This window comes from Pseudomonas sp. R4-34-07 (assembly GCF_003852375.1).
Taxonomy (GTDB): domain Bacteria; phylum Pseudomonadota; class Gammaproteobacteria; order Pseudomonadales; family Pseudomonadaceae; genus Aquipseudomonas.
This window is the reverse complement of record NZ_CP027760.1, coordinates 87,046-106,675: the sequence shown is the minus strand read 5'-3', so window position 1 is coordinate 106,675 and position 19,630 is coordinate 87,046. Positions and strand designations below refer to the sequence as shown.

The following is a 19,630-nucleotide window of genomic DNA, read 5'->3' as shown; positions in this document are numbered from 1 at the left end:
TAAGTACAAGACGTAGAACGGCACGCGGCAACTTTCCTTCGCTCCTGTTGGAGCGCACCCACACGGGGGGCCGAGCATGCTGACCCTGCTCAATCTGCTTTCCGCCGTGACCCTGCTTATCTGGGGCACGCACATCGTCCGTACCGGCATCCTGCGGGTCTACGGCTCCAACTTGCGCCAAGTCATCGGGCAGAACATGTCCAAGCGCTGGCTGGCGTTTGTCGCCGGCATCCTGGTAACGGCCATGGTGCAGAGCAGCAATGCCACGGCGATGCTGGTGACGTCCTTTGTCGGCCAAGGCTTAATGAGCCTGACGCCCGCCTTGGCCACCATGCTCGGCGCCGACGTCGGCACCGCGTTGATGGCGCGGGTACTCACCCTGGACCTGTCCTGGTTATCGCCGCTGTTGATCTTCCTCGGGGTGATTTTTTTCCTGTCGCGCAAACAGACGCGGGCCGGGCAACTCGGCCGGGTCGGGATCGGCCTCGGGTTGATCATTCTCGCACTGCAATTGATCGTCGAAGCCGCCGGGCCGATTACCCATGCCCAAGGTGTCAAAGTCATCTTCGCTTCGCTGACCGGTGACATCTTGCTCGATGCCTTGGTCGGTGCGCTGTTCGCGATGATTTCCTACTCCAGCCTCGCCGCCGTGCTGCTGACGGCTACCCTGGCCGGTGCCGGCGTGATCGGTTTGCACGTGGCCATCGGCCTGGTGATCGGCGCCAACATCGGCAGTGGCATCCTGGCCTTTCTCAGCACCAGCATGCAGAACACCGCCGGGCGGCAAGTCGCCCTGGGCAGCCTGTTGTACAAGTTGATCGGCCTGCTGTTGATCATTCCGGTACTCGACCCACTCGTACGCTGGATGGACGGCCTGGACTACAGCACTCAGGCCATGGTCATCACGTTCCACCTGCTCTACAACGTCAGCCGCTGCCTGATTCTATTGCCCACCATCGGCCCGATGGCACGGCTGTGCGAATGGCTGCTGCCGGAGCGGCCAGAAACCGATGGCAAAGCCAAGCCGCGCCATCTGGACCTGGCCTCGCTGAATACGCCGAGCCTGGCGCTGGCCAACGCCGCCCGCGAAACCCTGCGGCTCGGCGACCTGATTGACAACATGCTCACCTCGATGCAGGAAGTGCTGCGCGGCAAACAAACCGCCATTACCCAGGAAATGCGCAGCCTCAGCGATGACGTCGAGGCGCTTTATAGCGCGATCAAACTTTACCTGGCGCAAATGCCCCGTGAAGACCTGAGTGAACAGGACAACCGACGCTGGGCGGAAATCATTGAGCTGTCCATCAACCTGAAGCTGGCGGGCGACTTGATCGAGCGCATGCTGCGCAAAGTCCAGCAGCAGAAGACTTCGCAACGTTGGCAATTTTCCGAGGTCGGCCTGGAAGAACTCAGCGGCCTGCACAGCCAGTTGATCGCCAACCTGCGCCTGGGCCTGTCGGTCTTCCTCAGCGGCGATCCGGAAAGTGCCCGCCAATTACTGCGTGAGAAGCGCCGCTTTCGCGCCCAGGAACGTCGCCTGGCCCACGCCCACGTCAGCCGCCTGCAACGTAAAATCGTGCAGAGCCTGGAAACCAGTTCCCTGCACCTGGAGCTGATTGCCGACATGAAGCGCTTGAACTCGTTGTTCTGCAGCAGCGCCTATGTCGTGTTGGAAACGTCCGACACCGGCGCACTCTCTGCTGAAGATATTGCCGACATCACCCATTCGCCCTGAACGTACGCCAGCCAGCGAAGTCAGTTAACAATGGACCTCGTTCGCCAGGAAGCTTGTTATGCGTCGCCTGTTACTCGCCTGCCTGCTGCTGGGCTCGGCACACACCTTTGCCTTTGACCGCCTGCAAGTCGAGGGCTACACCTTGCCCAACGGCCTGCAACTGTTGCTCAAACCGGGCACCGAGCGCGGGCATGTGGCCATCCGCCTTGTGGTTGGCGTGGGCCTGGACGATTTCAGCTGCGACCAGAAGGAACTGCCGCATCTGTTCGAACACCTGTTGTTCAGCGGCATCGATGGCGGTGGCGAAGGCGACCTCGAAGACCGCATGCAAGCCCTGGGCGGCGAGTGGAACGCCTACACCAGCAACGCCGACACCACGTTCGTCATCGAGGCGCCCGCGCAGAACCAGCGCAAGGTGCTGGACCTGCTGCTGGCAATCATCACCCGCACCCAACTGACCGACGCCCATATCAACGCTGCCAAGCAGGTGGTCGAGCGCGAGGACGGCGGTCATTACTCACACTTGCAACGCCTGCTCGACCGCCAGGACCTCGGCCACAACGCCAGCAACCAGTTAGCCGTCGAGCTGGGCCTCAAGTGCGCCGAACGCGCCGAGGTCAGCCACCTCGCGCGCGATCAGTTGGAGGCGCTGCGCAAAAATTGGTACGCGCCGAACAATATGACCCTGATCGTCGTCGGCGATCTGGACAAACTCCTGCCGGCCTACCTGGAACGCACCTTTGGCCAACTCGATCCGGTAGAGCCGAGCGAACACCGGCCGCTGCCGCAAATCCAGCATGCCGCTGCCGGCCAGCGTGACCTGATCCACGGCTGGGTCGGCGACAACGCCAAGCTGCACTGGCTGTTCCCGGAACCGGTGCTGGACGACCAGCATGATGAAACCTACGACCTGCTCAAGGACTACCTCGACTGGGCGTTGTACCGCCAACTGCGGCTCAGGCACGGTTTGTCTTACGGCCCATGGACCGAACGCGAAGTGCTCGGCGGCGTCGGTTTCCTCAGCCTGAACGCCGACCTCGAACGGGACAACCTCGAGCAAGCCGAACAGGTATTGCAAGACCTAAAGACGCAGTTGCTCAAGGACGGCCTCGACCCGGCGGTGTTCGCTCGCCTGCAGCAAGCCGCCATCGCCCGCCAGGCCTGGGCAGTGCAGGGCAACAGCGCGTTGGCCGACTATTATTGGAGCGCGGCCGGCGAATATGCCGATGGCCGCTTCGGCGACCCGGCCAAACGCATCAAGGCCGTGACCCTGGCGCAGACCAATCAGGCCATGCGCCAGGTGTTGGAGCAGCCGGGCTACTGGCGCGTCGAAAAGCCGTTGTTGAGCTATAACGCCCTGAGCTGGATCGGCGCGGGTGTGCTGGCACTGATCATCCTGGCTGGGGCGGCGCTACGGTTTTCTCGCAAACGGACCCTGTAATGAAGCACCGAACAACGGACTAAGACGTTATTCTGTCTCGGATTTTTCCCACACACATTGTGAATCGTCCATGCCGAACTTACCGCCCCTTATCCAGCGCGTTATAGAACTGATCAAACGCTACCCTGGGGTGATCGCACTCGGCGGTTTCATATCGGGTGTGGGCAGCTTCATCCTGGTGGACCGCCAGCAAGGCATGGCCAGCTGGATCGCCGTGATCATGCTGGTGAGCTGGCTGTGGCTGATGTTGGAAAACAGCTTCACGCAACTGTTTACCAAGCTGTTCAACCGCGAAATACCCGAACCGCTGCTGCGCTACGCCACCCAGATGATCCACCAGGAAAGTCTGTTTTTCGTGCTGCCGTTCTTTTTCGTCACCACGGCCTGGAACAGCGGCCAGTCGGTGTTCACCGGCCTGCTCGGTGCGGCGGCGCTGGTGTCGATCATCGACCCGCTGTACTACAAGTGGCTGGCGCCCAAGCGCTCCCTGTTCCTCGCCTTGCATACACTGACATTATTCGCCGCACTGCTGACCGCATTGCCGATCATTCTGCACCTGACCACCGCCGAGAGTTACAAGCTGGCCCTGGGCGTCGCCATGGCCCTGTCGATTCCGAGCCTGGCCGTCAGCCTGCCACTGCGCAGCATCAAGGGCTGGGCGATGCTGCTGGGGGTCACGGCCGCGATCGGCTGCGCCGGCTGGCTGCTGCGAAGCTGGGTGCCACCTGCCACCCTGTGGATGACCGAAGTGGCCATCAGCACCCAGCTCCAAGACCGCACACCGGGCGACGACCTCAAGCAGGTCAGCGCCGCCCAACTGCGCAGCGGCGGGCTGTACGCCTACACCGCCATCAACGCCCCGCGCGGCCTGGATGAGCGGATCTACCATGTGTGGAAATTCAACGGCAAGGAAGTCGACCGCATTGCCCTGGATATCCATGGCGGCCGCAAGGAGGGCTACCGCGCCTGGACCCACAAGCAGAACTTCCCGCCGGATTCGGTAGGCCGCTGGCAGGTACGGGTGCTGACCGAAGACGGCCAAGTCATTGGCGTGCTGCGCTTCAACGTCACCGACTCAGCACAAACGGACAACCCAGAGTAGGCCCGATCATGCTATTACGTAGGAATTGTGGATAGCCAAACAAGCTCGGAGCTTATGACCACTCGTACGACAGCCGGCGCGGCCCAACTCGATACGTCCAGCACACCGCCGCTGCTGCGGATTACCGGTGACTGGACGCTTGCCCACTATGCAAACCTGAAGAAGTTGTCGGCCACACTCGACGGCCGATACGACGCCGGCGCGCGCATCGACCTTAACGGCCTCGGCGCCCTGGATACCGCCGGTGCTTCGCTGCTGGTGGAGCTGCTGGGCCCCGACCGCATCGAACACTCCGCCGAGCAGACCGATTGCAGCCTGTCCGCCGCCGACCGGGCGCTGCTCAAGACGGTCTACCGCTCGCTGAATGATTTTTGCGTACCGCTCAAAGAACCGGAAGAGAGCACCAGCATCCAGGTGCTGGCGCGCATCGGCCGCGCCGTGGACACCGTCTGGCAAGACGGGATGAAACTGCTGGGCTTCATCGGCCTGATCCTCGAAACCTTCGTGCGCGGCATCTTGCGGCCTAAACGCTGGCGCCTGACGCCGATGGTGGCGCATATCGAACAGACCGGTCTCGACGCCGCGCCGATCGTCGCGCTGCTGACCTTCTTGGTCGGTGCCGTCGTGGCCTTCCTCGGCGCCACCGTGCTCAAGAGCTTTGGCGCGACGGTATTCACCGTGGACTTGGTGGCGTTCTCTTTCCTACGCGAATTCGGTGTATTGCTCACCGCCATCCTGATCGCCGGCCGCACGGCCAGTGCCTTTACTGCACAGATCGGCTCGATGAAAGCCAACGAAGAAATTGACGCGATCCGCACTCTGGGCCTGGACCCCATGGAGCTGCTGGTGCTGCCACGGGTGTTGGCGCTGCTGGTGGCGCTGCCGATGCTGACCTTCCTGGCGATGCTTTCAGGGATCGTCGGCGGCGGTGTGGTGTGTGCGGTGGCCCTGGATATTTCGCCAGCGATGTTTCTGTCGCTGCTGCAATCGGACATCGGCGTGCAGCATTTCCTGGTAGGCATGGTGAAAGCGCCGATTTTCGCGTTCCTGATCGCCGCAATTGGTTGCCTGGAAGGGTTCAAGGTCAGCGGCAGTGCCGAGTCCGTCGGCGCGCATACCACCTCCAGCGTGGTGCAATCGATTTTCGTGGTGATCGTGCTGGACGCGGTCGCCGCCATGTTTTTCATGGAGATGGGCTGGTGAGTCGTCTGCATCGAGCGCCCACTGAGGCGGTGATTGAGGTACGCGGCCTGTGCAACCGCTTTGGCAGCCAGAGCGTGCACGAAAACCTCGACCTGGATTTGTACAAGGGTGAAATCCTGGCGGTGGTCGGCGGCTCCGGCAGCGGCAAGTCGGTGTTGCTGCGCAGCATCGTCGGCCTGCGCCGGCCCAGCGAGGGGCAAGTTCGGGTGTTCGGCAAGAACCTGCCGAGCTTGCCCGAGCATGAACGCTCATTGGTGGAACGGCGCTTCGGCGTGCTGTTCCAGAAGGGCGCGTTGTTTTCCTCGCTGACCGTCACCGAGAACGTCGCCTTGCCGTTGATCGAGCACGCCGGGCTCAGCCGTGCGGATGCCGAGCATTTGGCGGCGGTCAAGCTGGCCCTGGCCGGGCTGCCGTTGTCGGCGGCCGACAAATACCCGGCGTCGCTGTCCGGCGGCATGATCAAGCGCGCCGCCCTGGCGCGCGCGCTGGCCCTGGATCCGGACATCCTGTTTCTCGACGAACCCACCGCCGGCCTCGACCCGATTGGCGCGGCGCAATTCGATCAACTGATCCTGACCCTGCGCGATGCGCTGGGCTTGAGTGTGTTCCTGGTGACCCACGACCTCGACACGCTGTACACCATCACCGACCGCGTGGCGGTGCTGGCGCAGAAGAAAGTGCTGGTGGCCGATGCCATTGATGTTGTCTCGGAAACCGACGACGCCTGGATTCACGAATATTTCCACGGCCCCCGAGGCCGCGCGGCATTGGATGCCGCTCAATCGCTCAACGAGGTATGACATGGAAACCCGAGCCCATCATGTGATGATCGGATTGTTCAGCGTAATTGTGGTGGTCGGCGCGATGCTGTTCGGCCTGTGGCTGGCCAAATCCAGCGTCGACAGTGCTTTCCGCGATTACGAGGTGGTGTTCAACGAAGCGGTCAGCGGCCTGTCCCAAGGCAGTTCGGTGCAGTACAGCGGGATCAAGGTGGGCGATGTCACCAGCCTGCGCCTGGACCCCAAGGACCCACGCCGCGTGCTGGCGCGCATCCGCCTGGCCGGGCAAACGCCGATCAAGGAAGACACCCAGGCCAAGCTGGCCCTGACCGGCATTACTGGCACCTCGATCATCCAGCTCAGCGGCGGCACCCCGCAAAGCCCGGAACTCAAGGGCAAAGATGGCAACCTGCCGGAAATCATCGCGTCGCCATCGCCCATCGCACGCCTGCTCAATAACAGTAACGACCTGATGACCAGCATCAACCTGCTGCTGCATAACGCCAACCAGCTGTTCTCCCGGGAAAACGTCGAACGCTTGAGCACGACCCTGGACAATCTGCAACAAACCACCGGCGCCATCGCCGACCAGCGCGGCGACATCAAAGTGGTGATGCAGCAATTGCTGCAAGTGAGCAAACAGGCCGGCGGTGCGCTGGAGCAGACCACCGTATTGATGCGCAACGCCAACGGCTTGCTCAATGATCAAGGCAAGCAAGCCTTTGGCAGCGCGGAGCAGGCGATGAAGTCTCTTGAGCAAAGCACCGCCACCCTCAACACGTTGCTGGCCAACAACAAGGACTCGGTGAACAGCGGCCTGCAGGGCCTCAATGAGCTGGCACCGGCCGTGCGCGAACTGCGCGAAACCCTCGGTTCGTTGCGCGCCATCTCGCGCCGCCTCGAAGCCAACCCCAGCGGTTACCTGCTGGGCAGTGACAAGAACAAGGAGTTCACGCCATGAAGCGTGCTTACCGAATGATCGCCCCGGCAGCCTTCGCGCTGATAAGCGCGTGCTCGATCCTGCCCAAGCCGGACCCGTCCGACGTGTACCGCCTGGCTTCGGCCCAGCCCGTCAGCCAAGGCGCGCCAGTAAGCTGGTCATTGCGCGTGACCAAGCCACAAACCAGTGAGTTTCTCGACAGCCCGCGCATCGCGGTGGTGCCCAATGGCGATTTGATCAGCAGCTATGCGAACTCGCGCTGGAGCGATCCGGCGCCGGTGCTGTTGCGTAATCGCCTGCTGGATGGCTTCCAGCGTGACGGCCGGGTGACGCTGTTGAGTACCGACGAGACTAACCTGCAAGCCGACTATGAGCTCGGCGGCCAGTTGCAGGCGTTTCAAAGTGAATATCACGGCAAGGCCGTGGACGTGGTGATTCGCCTGGATGCGCGGCTGGTGCGCGGCAGTGATCAGCGGATCATTGCCAGTCGCCGGTTTGAAGTGCGCCAGCCGGTGAGCGATACCCAGGTGCCGGCGGTGGTGGCTGGGTTTGGGCAGGCGGGGGATAGTTTGAACAGACAGGTGGTGGATTGGGTGGTCGCACAAGGCAATGCTGCTTCTAAACACTGATGGCCTAATCGGGGGCTTGCCCCCGATAGCTATCTAAGCCTCAACCAAAGAACCAGTAACACACCGCAATAGCCGCAACGACTCCGGCGAATTCTGCCAACAACGCACACCCCACCGCATGCCGCGCGCGCTGGATGCCCACCGACCCGAAGTACACCGCCAACACATAAAAAGTGGTCTCGGTACTGCCCTGGATCGTCGCCGCCACCAACGCCGGGAAGCTGTCTACACCCTGGGTCTGCATGGTCTCGATCAGCATCGCCCGCGCCGCGCTGCCGGAGAACGGCTTGACCATCGCGGTCGGCAGCGCGTCGACAAAGCGGGTGTCCATGCCGGTCCAGGCCACCAGGTGGCGAATCCCTTCCAGGCCGAAGTCCAGCGCGCCGGACGCACGTAACACACCCACCGCACAGAGCATCGCCACCAGATAGGGCAACAGGTTCTTGGCGACATCGAAGCCTTCCTTGGCGCCTTCGACGAAGGCCTCATACACCTTGACCTTGCGCAACGCGCCGATCACCAGGAACAGCATGATCAAGCCAAACAGCGTGAGGTTGCCCAGGATCGACGACAAACCGGCCAGTGCGGTCGCGGACAAGGTCGCCAGCAGCGCCATGAAGCCACCCAACACCAACGCGCCGGGAATCAGATAGGCCAGCACCACGGGGTCCCACAACCGCAGGCGCTGCATGACCGCCACCGACAGCAGGCCGACCAGGGTCGACGCGCTGGTGGCCAGCAGGATCGGCAGGAACACCAGCGTCGGGTCGGCAGCGCCTTGCTGGGCGCGGTACATGAAGATGGTCACGGGCAACAGCGTCAGCGAGGACGCATTGAGCACCAGAAACAGGATCTGCGCGTTGCTTGCCGTGTTGGGGATAGGGTTGAGTTCCTGCAGCGCCTTCATGGCTTTCAGGCCGATAGGCGTGGCGGCGTTGTCCAGGCCCAGGCCGTTGGCGGCGAAGTTGAGGGTGATCAGGCCGATGGCTGGGTGGCCGGCGGGTACTTCCGGCATCAGGCGGCGAAACAGCGGGCCCAGGGCCTTGGCCAGCCAATCGACGATCCCGGCTTTTTCGGCGATACGCAGAAAGCCCAGCCACAGCGTCAGGGTGCCGAACAGCAGCACCATGACCTCCACCGACAATTTGGCCATGGCGAAAATGCTTTCCACCATCGCCGCGAAAATTCCGGCGTTACCGCCCACCAGCCATTGCGCCAGTGCTGACACCATTGCCACGACAAAGAAGCCAAGCCACAGGCCATTGAGCATCAGTTAAATCCCCCGAAAGTTGGGGCGAATGATAGCGGGGCTGGCAGAAACGACAAACCCCGGAATTATCCGGGGTTTGTGTCAGCGCAATCGCGCGATCAGCCGCGCGTGATCTCGCCGGCCGGCAGCGCTTCTTTGCTGCGCCAGTGCGGCAGCGAATTCCAGTAGCGCTCGCCCTTGGCATCGTCGTACATACCTTCCCAGCGCGAGATAACCAGCACGGCCAAAGCGTTGCCGATCACGTTCAGCGCGGTACGCGCCATGTCCATCACACGGTCGACACCCGCGATAAACGCCAGGCCTTCCAATGGGATGCCCACACTGCCCAGGGTCGCCAGCAACACAACGAAGGACACACCCGGCACACCGGCAATACCTTTGGAGGTGACCATCAGGGTCAGGACCAGCATCAGTTGCTGGCCGATCGACAGGTCGATGCCGTACAGCTGCGCGATGAAGATTGCAGCGATGCTCTGGTACAGGGTCGAACCGTCGAGGTTGAACGAGTAACCCGTCGGCACCACGAAGCTGCAGATCGCCTTCGGCGCGCCGTAGGCTTCCATCTTCTCGATCACGCGCGGCAGCACGGTTTCAGAGCTGGCGGTGGAGTAGGCCAGCACCAGCTCATCCTTGAAGATGCGCATCAGCTTGAGGATCGAGAAACCAAACAGGCGGGCGATCATGCCCAGCACCGCAAACGCGAAGAACAGAATCGCGACGTACACCAGGATCACCAGCTTGGCCAACGGCAGCAGCGAGGCGAAGCCGAAGTTAGCGACCGTTACCGCGATCAGGGCAAATACACCGATAGGGGCGTACTTCATGATCATGTGAGTGACTTTGAACATGCTCTCGGACACGCCCTGGAACATGGTCACCAACGGCTCGCGCAGTTCCGGCTTGAGGCTCGACAAGCCCAGGCCGAACAGCACGGAGAAGAAAATGATCGGCAGCATCTCGCCGCGCGCAACGGCAGCGAAGATGTTCGACGGGATCAGGTTGAGAATGGTCTCGATGAACGCATGCTCATGCTGCACCTCGGCGGCGGTTGCCTGGTACTTGGAGATGTCGACTGTACCCAGGGTACTCATGTCGATGCCCGCGCCCGGATGGAACAGGTTGGCCAGCAACAGGCCGACCACAATGGCGATGGTGGTGACGACTTCAAAGTAGAGGATGGTTTTGACACCGATGCGACCGAGCTTTTTCGCGTCACCAACGCCAGCAATGCCCACGATCAGCGAGGAAATCACGATTGGGATGACGATCATCTTGATCAGGCGGATAAAGATATCGCCCGCCGGCTGCAGCACGTTGCTGATCCACCAGGCCTTTTCAGCACTGAAATGGTTGAGCACTGCGCCGATCGCGATCCCCAGTACCAAACCGATGAGGATCTGCCAGGCGAGGCTTAGCTTTGCCTTCTTCATGTCATTACCCTTACTTCAAGTGAACTTAAGGCAAATGCGCCAGCTGGACCGCTCGAAAGCGAAAAAGTGTGTGCATCTGCCTCCATGGAAGGTCACCGCAGCGTGGCCGAAATGGCTTACTGGCAGGCGAAAAAAGCCGCAACTATTCCCATGCAAGGGAGCGACGTCTAATGCCGTAAACGCCTACCCTATGCCGAATCGGCATGGCTATTCTTGAAAATAATTGTCTGAACGGTCAGTTCGAATGCGCCATTCAAGCGGGTGAACCTGCCGTGAAGCTGCCAATTCCGGTATGCACAGAGATACCGAATGGCTAGAGGGGTTTGCTGAAAATGCTTGGAAAATCCGCAGCCTGGCGTAAGAAACTGCCTATAGCGTCAGCAAAGTTTTCTCGATAGATGGTCGCGCCGACACACAAGGTAATGGTTGGCGGGAGGAAAAACGATGAATGTCGGCTATGGGCGGCATGACGCGCGAACGATGAACAGCATAAGCCCGCCGCAAGTTCAGCAAGCTTGAGGACTTGTGAACTTGCGTCGCAGCTTTTCGCCTGACCCGGCCCTTGCGCAGGCACTCCCTGTACCCGTAGGTCGCGCCGATCCTGATCGATCAGAGCAACCCGGCCCCCTGGTCATGCATCGCCCTTGGCGAGCGATGCAAACAGAAAGAAGCGAACTGGCTTCTTTCTATGGACGCCGGCTCCGTGAGACGGAACCTAGTACCAATTCGGATCTTTCTTCAGCTGCTCCATCAGCAGCTTTTTCATGCCTTCGTCCGGCTTACCGAGAAAACGGTAATCGGCGTGGCGTGTTGGGGACTTGTCCTTCGGCAGACCTGCCGGGACTTCCACCAACATCGCGTAGGCATCTTCCTTATCGAGGCTGAAGGCGACGATCAGGCGCTTGTTCAGGCAGGTATCTGCCGTTTCACACAGCGGCCCCACCAGATACTTGTCGCCATCCTCTTCGACCGCGTTCATCTGCTCAGCCGTACCCGACAGGTTCATCACCCATTCCGGCAGGCGCTCTTCTTTCTTCACCACGCCTTGCCAGGTTTCACGGTACTGCGCATCCGTGCTGAGCAATTCGTTGGCCCGGGATTGGCCGTCGTTGGCGGCCATCACCAGGCCACTGCCGCTCAACAGCACGGCAGCAGCAATGGCTTTGAGGGACAAAGTGGTCATATTCAGCCTCGGCCGCGACGACCAAAGAAGAACGAAGCGATGAACATCACCAGGAACACCACGAACAGAATCTTTGCGATACCCGTGGCGGTGCCCGCGATACCACCGAAGCCCAGGACTGCAGCCACAATGGCGATGATCAGAAATGTGATTGCCCAACTCAACATGGTGATTCTCCTTAAGCTTTCATAGAGGTAACAGCAGTGATGCCATGCGGCCGCTCGGCATGAGCGACGTTTTGTTGCTTAGAACACCCAGCGTTCCTGGACCGGCAGTTCGCTCAGGGTGGAATCCTGGTCTGCCACTCTCAGTTGCGGGGCGGTTACATCGACAGCCGTGCTGGCGACGGAACGGAAGTGGGTCTGGGTCATGACGGGACGTTCGAACTGCGCAGTCGGCTGCTGACTCTGCTGCCAATGCTGCATCTGCTGGCCGGCGATCAGCGTGACCATCAACGCCAGACTGGCGAACAGGCCTTGCTGCAGATGCAGTGGCGATACACGCAATTGGCTTAGGCTTTGGCGAGTCATACTGCTTTCTCCCGCATTCTGATTATTCGTTCATGACGCTCTATGCATTACCTATTGCAGAGCGCATGCCAGGTTTATTGCAAAATAAAGCGCTTTAAAATCAATAAGATATAGATTATTTAAAAGCGCGCTGCACAGCATCCTGCACGATGCCCCCTGTAGGGCCGTGCGAAATGCACGATGGCCAGTGGTCGGGTTGACGGAGCGAAAGTAGCTGCAGGATTGCCGAAGCGGCGAGAAGATATGAAAACGCCACTAGCGCGGGGCTTTAGCGGGGCGCGTAGGAAGGTATGCAGATAGCTGCGCGACGTTGCCTTTTATCGATCAGAATAAACCATGCAACTTGCCCGATTATTCCGGGACTAAACACCAACATTCATAGTTAGGAGCGCGGGACAGATGGAATCAGCCAAGGAACTTCAAGGCCGCATTCTTTTAGTGGATGACGAGTCCGCGATCCTCCGTACCTTCCGTTATTGCCTGGAAGATGAAGGCTACACCGTCGCCACCGCCAACAGCGCGGCCCAAGCCGATGCCTTGATGCAACGCCAAGTGTTCGATCTGTGCTTCCTCGATTTGCGCCTGGGCGAAGACAATGGCCTGGATGTATTGGCCCAGATGCGTGTCCAGGCGCCATGGATGCGTGTCGTGATCGTGACGGCCCACTCCGCCGTGGACACCGCAGTAGACGCCATTCAAGCCGGCGCCGCCGATTACCTGGTCAAACCCTGCAGCCCGGACCAGTTGCGCCTGGCCACCGCCAAACAATTGGAAGTGCGCCAGCTGTCGGCACGCCTGGAAGTGCTGGAAGGCGCGGTACGCCAATCCAAGGACGGTCTCGACTCCCACAGCCCGGCGATGATGGTGGTACTGGAAACCGCACGCCAAGTGGCAGGGACCGACGCCAATATTTTGATTCTCGGCGAGTCGGGCACCGGTAAAGGCGAGTTGGCGCGGGCCATTCACGGCTGGAGCAAACGCTCGAAGAAATCCTGCGTAACCATCAACTGCCCCTCGTTGACCGCAGAACTGATGGAAAGCGAATTGTTCGGCCACAGCCGCGGCGCCTTTACCGGTGCCAGCGAAAGCACGTTGGGCCGCGTTAACCAGGCGGACGGCGGCACCTTGTTTCTTGACGAGATCGGCGATTTTCCGCTCACCTTGCAGCCAAAACTGCTGCGTTTCATTCAGGACAAGGAATACGAGCGTGTCGGCGACCCGGTTACCCGTCGCGCTGACGTGCGCATCCTCGCCGCCACCAACCTCAACCTGGAAGACATGGTGCGCGACGGCCGCTTCCGTGAAGACCTGCTGTATCGCCTCAACGTCATCACCCTCCACCTGCCGCCGCTACGCGAACGCAGTGAAGACATCCTCGCCCTGGCCGACCGGTTCCTGGCGCGCTTCGTCAAGGAGTATGCCCGCCCGGCTCGCGGCTTCAGCGATCAGGCACGCGAAGCACTGCTCAACTACCGTTGGCCCGGCAACATCCGGGAGCTGCGCAACGTGGTGGAACGCGCCAGCATCATCTGCCCTCAGGAAAAGGTCGAGATCAGCCACCTTGGCATGGCCGAGCAACCGACCAACAACGCACCGCGCATTGGTGCGGCACTGAGCCTGGACGAGCTGGAGAAAGCCCATATCGGCGCCGTCCTGGCCACCAGCGATACGCTGGACCAGGCCGCGCGCACCCTTGGCATCGATGCGTCGACGCTGTATCGCAAACGTAAACAGTACAACCTATGAGCTGTACCTCATGAAGCTCGCGATGAAACTGCGTACTCGACTATTTCTGAGCATCTCAGCGCTGATCACCGTGGCCCTGCTGGGGCTGGTCCTGGGCCTGGTCAGCGTGATGCAGATGGCCAAGACCCAGGAATCGTTGATTCGCAGCAACTTCGTCACCCTGGAGCTGGGTCTCAAGTTGCGCCAGAGCCTGGGCGATCAACTGATGATGATGCTCGAAAAGCGCCCAGATCCGGCTGCCTTGCAAGCTTCCAAGCAGCAATACTTCGACCTGCTGGACCAGGGCATCGCCCATGAACAGCGTGACGGACTGACCCACGGTTTCAGTCAGGCACGCGACGACTACCAGCACCTGCTGCAGGCATTTGACGAATTCCAGCAGAACCCACCTGTACCGGGCAGCAAGGAAAAGCTCACTGAAACCTTCAATACCCTGCGCAATGGGCTAATCGTTCACCACAAACAGGCGCTGGAAAATATCAGCACGAGCGAGCACAGATCCCGCGAACGGGCGCTGTTGATTGCCAGCTTACTGGGGCTGGTAGGCCTTGCGGTGCTGATCATCGGTTTTGTGACCGCGCATGGCATTGCCCGGCGATTCGGCGGGCCAATCGAAGCGCTGGCCAAGGCTGCCGACAAAATCGGGCAAGGCGATTTCGAAGTGACATTGCCGATATCGTCGGCGGCGGAAATGAACCAGCTGACCCGTCGCTTCGGCATCATGGCCGAGGCATTGCGCCAACATCAGGCCACCAATGTCGATGAGCTGCTCGCCGGCCAGCAGCGCTTGCAAGCAGTACTCGACAGCATTGACGACGGCTTGCTGATGATTGATCGCCAGGGCCATCTCGAGCACCTCAACCCTGTGGCGCAACGCCAGCTGGGTTGGGACGAAGAACGCCTCGGCCAGGGCCTGGGCGAAGCGCTGGGTCGTCCGGAAATGGATGAACAGCTGCACTTGGTGCTGCGCGGCGGCAACCTGGAGCGGGCGCCGGAGGATCTGGAAGTTGAAGTCGAAGGCGAGCTGCGTCTGCTGACGTACAGCCTGACCCCGGTCAGCCATACACAGGGGCACATTCTGGGCGCTGTGATGGTGCTGCATGACGTCACCGAGCAGCGGGCTTTTGAACGGGTACGCAGCGAGTTCGTGTTGCGCGCCTCCCACGAGCTGCGGACACCGGTGACCGGCATGCACATGGCCTTCGGACTGTTCCGCGAACGGGCCAAGTTCCCGGCGGAATCACGCGAAGCGGACCTGCTGGATACGGTCAATGAAGAAATGCAGCGGTTGATGCAGTTGATCAACGATTTGCTCAACTTCTCGCGCTATCAGAACGGCCTGCAGAAACTCACGCTCGGGCCATGCGATGTGACTGACCTGCTCGAGCATGCCCGCGCTCGATTCGCCGAGCCGGCGGGCGCGCAAGGTATTGAACTGATGGTGGAGGTGCAATCTGATCTGCCTCGCCTGTATGCCGACCAGGCACAACTGGAGCGCGTGCTAGACAACCTGCTGGGTAACGCCATGCGACACACGGCCGAGAGAGGGCAGATTCGCTTGCAGGCTCGGCGTCATGGTGAGCGGGTAATTATCAGCGTCGAGGACAACGGCGAAGGCATTGCGTACGGCCAGCAAGGACGCATCTTCGAACCTTTCGTGCAGGTGGGGCGCAAAAAAGGCGGCGCCGGCCTGGGGCTGGCGCTGTGCAAGGAGATCGTGCAATTGCACGGCGGCCGCATGGGTGTGTACTCACGGCCGGGGCAGGGCACACAGTTCTATATGGCCTTGCCTCTGTAGGCGCGCGCTTTTGTGGCGAGGGTGCTTGCTGCCTTGCCACAAAAACTTGCCAGCCATTTCAGCGCTGGTTCAAGGCATGCAGGATCGCCGCACTTTCCGCATCCGGCGTTCCGTCAAACAGCGATGGACGGAAATGCATCTGGAACGCGGCGATTACATGACGCGTGGCCACATCCAACTCGCCGGTCTGTGGGGTCTGGTAACCCAGACGGGCCAGTTCTTGCTGGAACCAACTGATGCTTGGCAGTTGCGTGGCGTACTGCGCCTGGAATCGAGCCACCGCCTGGGCATCCGGCCAAATCCCCAGGCCTTCATCGGCCAGACGCTTCCAAGGGAACAACGGGCCAGGGTCCAGCTTGCGCAGCGGGGCGATGTCGCTGTGCCCAATGATGTTCTTGGGGGCGATCCCGTTACGCTTGCTGATGTCCTTGAGCAACACCACCAGTGATTTCACCTGAGCTTCGGAGTACGGGTACCACACCCGACCGGTCGGGGTGTCGCTATAGCCCGGGTTGACGATCTCGATGCCGATGGAGCTGGAATTGAGCCAGGTGCGCCCCATCCACTCACTTTCCCCGGCGTGCCAGGCACGCTGGCTTTCATCAACCAGCTTGTAGAGGGTGCCTGAAGCGTCATCGCCGATCAGGTAATGGCTGCTGACCTGACCATGGGTCAATAACGCCAGGGAGCGCTCAAGGTTGGCCGAGGTGTAATGCACCACAACGAACTGCACACGGTTGTCGTGATTAACCGAAGGATGGCTGGTGTTCAGGCGCGGGCCGCTGGAGCAACCGGCGAGCACAAGAACGGCAAAAGCAATAAAGAGAGATTTCATGGCAGAAGGCATTACGCAGAGGACGATAATGCAACAGTGTAACGTAACGTCAAATCCCAGGCGGCGAAATTACAAAATGGAACATCTTTTACGCCGCCTGCACCTGGTTACGTCCCGCTGCCTTCGCCCTGTAAAGCGCCTCATCTGCGCGCTTGAGCGCCAGGTCACTGCGCTCGCCTGGTTGAAACTGCGCGACCCCCATGGATACCGTGATGGTTACCGGCACGCCCTTGAAGTGAAACGGGCAAGCCTCGATGGCCGCCCGCAACCCTTCACCCACGGCCAGGGCATCCGCCAAGGCTGAGTCGGGCATCAACAACACAAATTCTTCGCCGCCGAAGCGCGCAATAAAATCGGTCGGCCGCAGGCGCTTGCGCAGCACACTGGCAATGATCTTCAGCACTCTATCGCCGGCCAAGTGGCCGTAGCCGTCGTTGATGCGCTTGAAGTGGTCCAGGTCCAGCATGGCCAGTGACAGACTGTTGCCACGTTGATGCCAGGCATTGACCTCCTGATCCAGGCGCTCACTCCAGGCTGCGCGGTTGGGCAGGCCGGTGAGTGGATCGATCAGCGCCTTCTGGCGCTGTATTTCCAAATGCTCACGATAGCCCTGGGCTTCCTGCTCCATGTTCGCCACCCGCTCCGCCAGGCCCTGGAGGCGTGCGGCCACTTCCTGTTCGCGTTGGTCGCGCTGCTGGCGGTGTTCGTCCATGGTGCCGAGCAAGCCTTCAAGGTGGCTCTCCAGCAGTTGCTTGAGGCTGTCCAGATCGGCAGCTTCCTGCACGCTGCTTTGCAGGCCGTCCACTTGCTCGCGAATCTGCGTGTCCAACTGGCGCGCAGCGGAGCGACTGTCGGCGTGACCTTCGCTGGCAACCTGCAGATGGCCCTGGAATGCCTCAAGGCGTTCGTTGAGCTGTTTAAGGTAAGCCTCGAACTCATGCTGGCCGCTGTCGGTGACAGCCAACATCAGCACCGCCAGGTCGTCGAGGATCGGCAGCAGTTCGTACCAGTTCAAGCCATGGGCAAGGCGTTCGCGCATGGCTTCGGCCTGAGGCCGGTGGCGCTCGGGCAGGGACAGGTCTTCCAGCAGGCCGAGCAAGGTGTTTTCAATGTGCTGGGCAACCGAGCTGTAGGACGGCTCGGGCGAATCGGGCAGCGCGTAGAGCCCCTCCGATTGCACTGCATCGGGATCAGGCTCTGCGGTATCCCATACGGGCGGGAGGGAAAGGCTGCCGATGAGGGTTTCTTCAGGCGTGTCGACTGAGTCTTGGGGCTCTTCGATAAAGGCAGCAAGTGCGCTTTCGGGAGCGGCTTCCTCAGCCGGCACCGCAGGCTCGGGGGTTTTGTCAGGCGTGGACACGGGTGACGTTTGAGCAGGCGCCTCGAACTCAAACGTTGCGCCGGCAGGCACAGGCTCTTTGACCGGTGCAACGGCCTCAGGCTCGGCGGCCGTCACTGTTTGTGGCAACGGTGCAAACGCGCGCAAGGCTTGTGTCAGTTCTTCGGACTGGGCCGGTTCCGCAGGCTCAGGGCCAGGTTTGGGCGCAACGGATTTTGCCGCAGGGAGCACCTCAGGCTCAGGCGCAGAGGTGTCATTGGAGACCTCTTTGGCACCAAACAAGCGTTGCAACAAACCGGGCCCGGAGCGTGAGGTTTCACCCTCTGGCTCCAGGTTTTGCAGCGCCTGCTCTTGCAGGTTGCTCAACTCGCTGAGCAGCAGCGGAATTTCCCGCGCCTGCCCCACCCGAGCGTCGAGCTGTTTGGCGAAGGTCTTCAGCGGGCGCGCCACCTCACGGGGCAGCGGCAGTTTCTGCAACTGCGCGACCAGGGCGGTGAGGGCGGAACTGATCTGGTCAACCCGCGTTTCGCGGCGCTGCTCGGAATCCAGCACGGCCTTTTCCAGACGCGGCAGCAGGGCAGCCAGGGCAGCGTCCATGTCGTCGGTGCGCACCACATCGCGCATTTCCTTCATGCATTGATCGACAGCGCGGTCAGTGCCTTCAGCCGCCAGCGTGCTGCGCACCAGCCCTCGGCGTAGCAGGTCGAGGCGGGCGGCCCAGCGGCGTTCGAGCTTGTCTTGTTGCTCGATGCTTTTAAGGTATTTCTCTTTCCAGCGCTGGGCGTCGTCGCTCATGCAAGAGGTCCGCGAGGGCCTGGGCTCAACGCGGGTAATGCATCAGCCGTAAGCGAACCCGGCAGACGAATCTCTACCGCGACCGGCAGGTGATCGGAAATGGGCTGCGCCAGCACCTGCACACTTTCCAGTGTGAGGCTCGGGCTGAGCAGGATATGGTCCAGACAGCGCTGCGGACGCCAGCTGGGAAACGTGGCTTCAACCTGCGGCGCCAGCAGGCCGAGGTCGCGCAGCGGGGAATTCTGCAGCAGGTCAGTGGCATGGGTGTTCATGTCACCCATCAGCACCTGGTGCTTGTAGTTGCCGATCAAGTCGCGCACGTAGGCCAACTGAAGGTTGCGCGTACGCCCGCCGAGGGCCAGGTGCATCATCACCACCACCAACGCTTCCGGACCTTCACCAAAACGCACAAGGATCGCGCCTCGCCCTTTGGGGCCCGGCAACGGGTGATCCTCGATGACGGTCGGCTTCAAGCGGCTGAGCACGCCATTGCTGTGCTGCGCCAGGCGCCCGAGGTTGCGATTGAGTTGCTGGTACCAGTAGGGGAAGGCGCCGAGCTGGGCAAGGTGCTCCACCTGGTTGATGTAGCCGGAGCGCAGGCTCCCGCCGTCGGCTTCCTGCAGGGCGACCAGGTCGAAGTCGCTGAGCAGGTCGCCGATTTTTTGCAGATTGCCGGTGCGCCCTTTGTGCGGCAGCAAATGCTGCCAGCCCCGCGTGAGGTAGTGCCGATATTTCTCGGTGCTGTTACCCACCTGGATATTGAAACTGAGCAGGCGCAGGCGGCTGTCTGCCGGCAGGCCTGTGGACTCCAGATGATGTTCGTTGACCCGCGGATCATGCAGGCCTACAACGCGTTCGGTACCCCAGCGGCGCAT

Annotated in this window: 17 protein-coding genes; 9 read left to right on the top strand and 8 right to left on the bottom strand. The window is 61.0% G+C overall.

Going from position 1 to position 19,630, the window contains the following annotated elements; genetic code table 11:
• Positions 1–76: 76 nt before the first annotated feature.
• The 7 genes from C4J85_RS00500 (at position 77) to C4J85_RS00470 (ending at position 7,829) form a co-directional block, all read left to right on the top strand.
• Positions 77–1,735 (top strand): Na/Pi cotransporter family protein, encoded by a 1,659-nt coding sequence (locus C4J85_RS00500; RefSeq protein ID WP_124408733.1) that lies wholly within the window; start codon positions 77–79, stop codon positions 1,733–1,735.
• 58 nt (positions 1,736–1,793) lie between these two features.
• On the top strand, positions 1,794–3,176 hold the full coding sequence (locus tag C4J85_RS00495) for a pitrilysin family protein (RefSeq protein WP_124408732.1): 1,383 nt from the start codon (positions 1,794–1,796) through the stop codon (positions 3,174–3,176).
• A 70-nt stretch (positions 3,177–3,246) separates the two neighbouring features.
• Entirely contained in the window at positions 3,247–4,278 is a 1,032-nt protein-coding gene (locus C4J85_RS00490; RefSeq protein WP_124365304.1) for a DUF5924 family protein, read from the top strand.
• 54 nt (positions 4,279–4,332) lie between these two features.
• Positions 4,333–5,481 (top strand): ABC transporter permease, encoded by a 1,149-nt coding sequence (locus tag C4J85_RS00485; RefSeq protein WP_124365303.1) that lies wholly within the window; start codon positions 4,333–4,335, stop codon positions 5,479–5,481.
• Positions 5,478–6,281 (top strand): ABC transporter ATP-binding protein, encoded by an 804-nt coding sequence (locus tag C4J85_RS00480; protein WP_124365302.1) that lies wholly within the window; start codon positions 5,478–5,480, stop codon positions 6,279–6,281. Before C4J85_RS00485 ends, C4J85_RS00480 begins: the two co-directional genes overlap by 4 nt.
• Position 6,282: 1 nt before the next feature.
• Positions 6,283–7,221 carry an MlaD family protein gene (locus tag C4J85_RS00475; protein ID WP_124369096.1) on the top strand — a complete coding sequence of 313 codons (939 nt, stop codon included), beginning with the start codon at positions 6,283–6,285 and terminating at the stop codon, positions 7,219–7,221.
• Entirely contained in the window at positions 7,218–7,829 is a 612-nt protein-coding gene (locus C4J85_RS00470) for an ABC-type transport auxiliary lipoprotein family protein (RefSeq protein ID WP_124408731.1), read from the top strand. Before C4J85_RS00475 ends, C4J85_RS00470 begins: the two co-directional genes overlap by 4 nt.
• Before the next feature lie 40 nt (positions 7,830–7,869).
• On the opposite strand, the gene C4J85_RS00465 is transcribed toward C4J85_RS00470, so the two are convergent.
• The 5 genes from C4J85_RS00465 to C4J85_RS00445 form a co-directional block, all read right to left on the bottom strand.
• Entirely contained in the window at positions 7,870–9,099 is a 1,230-nt protein-coding gene (locus C4J85_RS00465) for a nucleoside recognition domain-containing protein (RefSeq protein ID WP_048721443.1), read from the bottom strand.
• 98 nt (positions 9,100–9,197) lie between these two features.
• Complete coding sequence (gltP, locus tag C4J85_RS00460) at positions 9,198–10,529, bottom strand: glutamate/aspartate:proton symporter GltP (protein WP_124360655.1); 1,332 nt, start codon at positions 10,527–10,529, stop codon at positions 9,198–9,200.
• Positions 10,530–11,244: 715 nt separating this feature from the next.
• Positions 11,245–11,712, bottom strand: a complete 468-nt coding sequence (locus C4J85_RS00455; RefSeq protein ID WP_124405923.1) for an inhibitor of vertebrate lysozyme family protein — start codon at positions 11,710–11,712, stop codon at positions 11,245–11,247.
• A gap of 2 nt (positions 11,713–11,714) precedes the next feature.
• On the bottom strand, positions 11,715–11,879 hold the full coding sequence (locus C4J85_RS00450) for a DUF1328 domain-containing protein (RefSeq protein WP_003170804.1): 165 nt from the start codon (positions 11,877–11,879) through the stop codon (positions 11,715–11,717).
• 78 nt (positions 11,880–11,957) lie between these two features.
• Positions 11,958–12,242, bottom strand: coding sequence for a hypothetical protein (locus C4J85_RS00445; RefSeq protein WP_124360653.1), 285 nt, complete (start codon positions 12,240–12,242; stop codon positions 11,958–11,960).
• Between the two features lie 399 nt (positions 12,243–12,641).
• Between C4J85_RS00445 and algB the strand changes: the two genes are divergently transcribed.
• Both algB and C4J85_RS00435 read left to right on the top strand, forming a co-directional pair.
• Positions 12,642–13,988, top strand: coding sequence for a sigma-54-dependent response regulator transcription factor AlgB (gene algB, locus C4J85_RS00440; protein WP_124405922.1), 1,347 nt, complete (start codon positions 12,642–12,644; stop codon positions 13,986–13,988).
• Positions 13,989–13,998: 10 nt separating this feature from the next.
• Positions 13,999–15,786, top strand: a complete 1,788-nt coding sequence (locus tag C4J85_RS00435; RefSeq protein ID WP_124408730.1) for a KinB sensor domain-containing domain — start codon at positions 13,999–14,001, stop codon at positions 15,784–15,786.
• A 58-nt stretch (positions 15,787–15,844) separates the two neighbouring features.
• Here the strand turns inward: C4J85_RS00435 and C4J85_RS00430 are convergent, their stop codons facing one another.
• The 3 genes from C4J85_RS00430 to C4J85_RS00420 form a co-directional block, all read right to left on the bottom strand.
• Positions 15,845–16,621, bottom strand: coding sequence for an N-acetylmuramoyl-L-alanine amidase (locus C4J85_RS00430; protein ID WP_124365298.1), 777 nt, complete (start codon positions 16,619–16,621; stop codon positions 15,845–15,847).
• An 88-nt stretch (positions 16,622–16,709) separates the two neighbouring features.
• Positions 16,710–18,755: a GGDEF domain-containing protein gene (locus tag C4J85_RS00425; protein ID WP_124408729.1), complete on the bottom strand. Its 2,046-nt coding sequence runs from the start codon at positions 18,753–18,755 to the stop codon at positions 16,710–16,712.
• Positions 18,752–19,630, bottom strand: a complete 879-nt coding sequence (locus C4J85_RS00420; RefSeq protein WP_124402603.1) for an endonuclease/exonuclease/phosphatase family protein — start codon at positions 19,628–19,630, stop codon at positions 18,752–18,754. The genes C4J85_RS00425 and C4J85_RS00420 overlap by 4 nt, the downstream gene beginning before the upstream one ends.

Coding starts and splice junctions, on each gene's coding strand:
- C4J85_RS00500 (WP_124408733.1), top strand. CDS start 77: ATGCTGACCCTGCTCAATCTGCTTTCCGCCGTGACCCTGCTTATCTGG.
- C4J85_RS00495 (WP_124408732.1), top strand. CDS start 1,794: ATGCGTCGCCTGTTACTCGCCTGCCTGCTGCTGGGCTCGGCACACACC.
- C4J85_RS00490 (WP_124365304.1), top strand. CDS start 3,247: ATGCCGAACTTACCGCCCCTTATCCAGCGCGTTATAGAACTGATCAAA.
- C4J85_RS00485 (WP_124365303.1), top strand. CDS start 4,333: ATGACCACTCGTACGACAGCCGGCGCGGCCCAACTCGATACGTCCAGC.
- C4J85_RS00475 (WP_124369096.1), top strand. CDS start 6,283: ATGGAAACCCGAGCCCATCATGTGATGATCGGATTGTTCAGCGTAATT.
- C4J85_RS00470 (WP_124408731.1), top strand. CDS start 7,218: ATGAAGCGTGCTTACCGAATGATCGCCCCGGCAGCCTTCGCGCTGATA.
- C4J85_RS00465 (WP_048721443.1), bottom strand. CDS start 9,099: ATGCTCAATGGCCTGTGGCTTGGCTTCTTTGTCGTGGCAATGGTGTCA.
- gltP (WP_124360655.1), bottom strand. CDS start 10,529: ATGAAGAAGGCAAAGCTAAGCCTCGCCTGGCAGATCCTCATCGGTTTG.
- C4J85_RS00455 (WP_124405923.1), bottom strand. CDS start 11,712: ATGACCACTTTGTCCCTCAAAGCCATTGCTGCTGCCGTGCTGTTGAGC.
- C4J85_RS00450 (WP_003170804.1), bottom strand. CDS start 11,879: ATGTTGAGTTGGGCAATCACATTTCTGATCATCGCCATTGTGGCTGCA.
- C4J85_RS00445 (WP_124360653.1), bottom strand. CDS start 12,242: ATGACTCGCCAAAGCCTAAGCCAATTGCGTGTATCGCCACTGCATCTG.
- algB (WP_124405922.1), top strand. CDS start 12,642: ATGGAATCAGCCAAGGAACTTCAAGGCCGCATTCTTTTAGTGGATGAC.
- C4J85_RS00435 (WP_124408730.1), top strand. CDS start 13,999: ATGAAGCTCGCGATGAAACTGCGTACTCGACTATTTCTGAGCATCTCA.
- C4J85_RS00430 (WP_124365298.1), bottom strand. CDS start 16,621: ATGAAATCTCTCTTTATTGCTTTTGCCGTTCTTGTGCTCGCCGGTTGC.
- C4J85_RS00425 (WP_124408729.1), bottom strand. CDS start 18,755: ATGAGCGACGACGCCCAGCGCTGGAAAGAGAAATACCTTAAAAGCATC.
- C4J85_RS00420 (WP_124402603.1), bottom strand. CDS start 19,630: ATGCGCCGCTGGGGTACCGAACGCGTTGTAGGCCTGCATGATCCGCGG.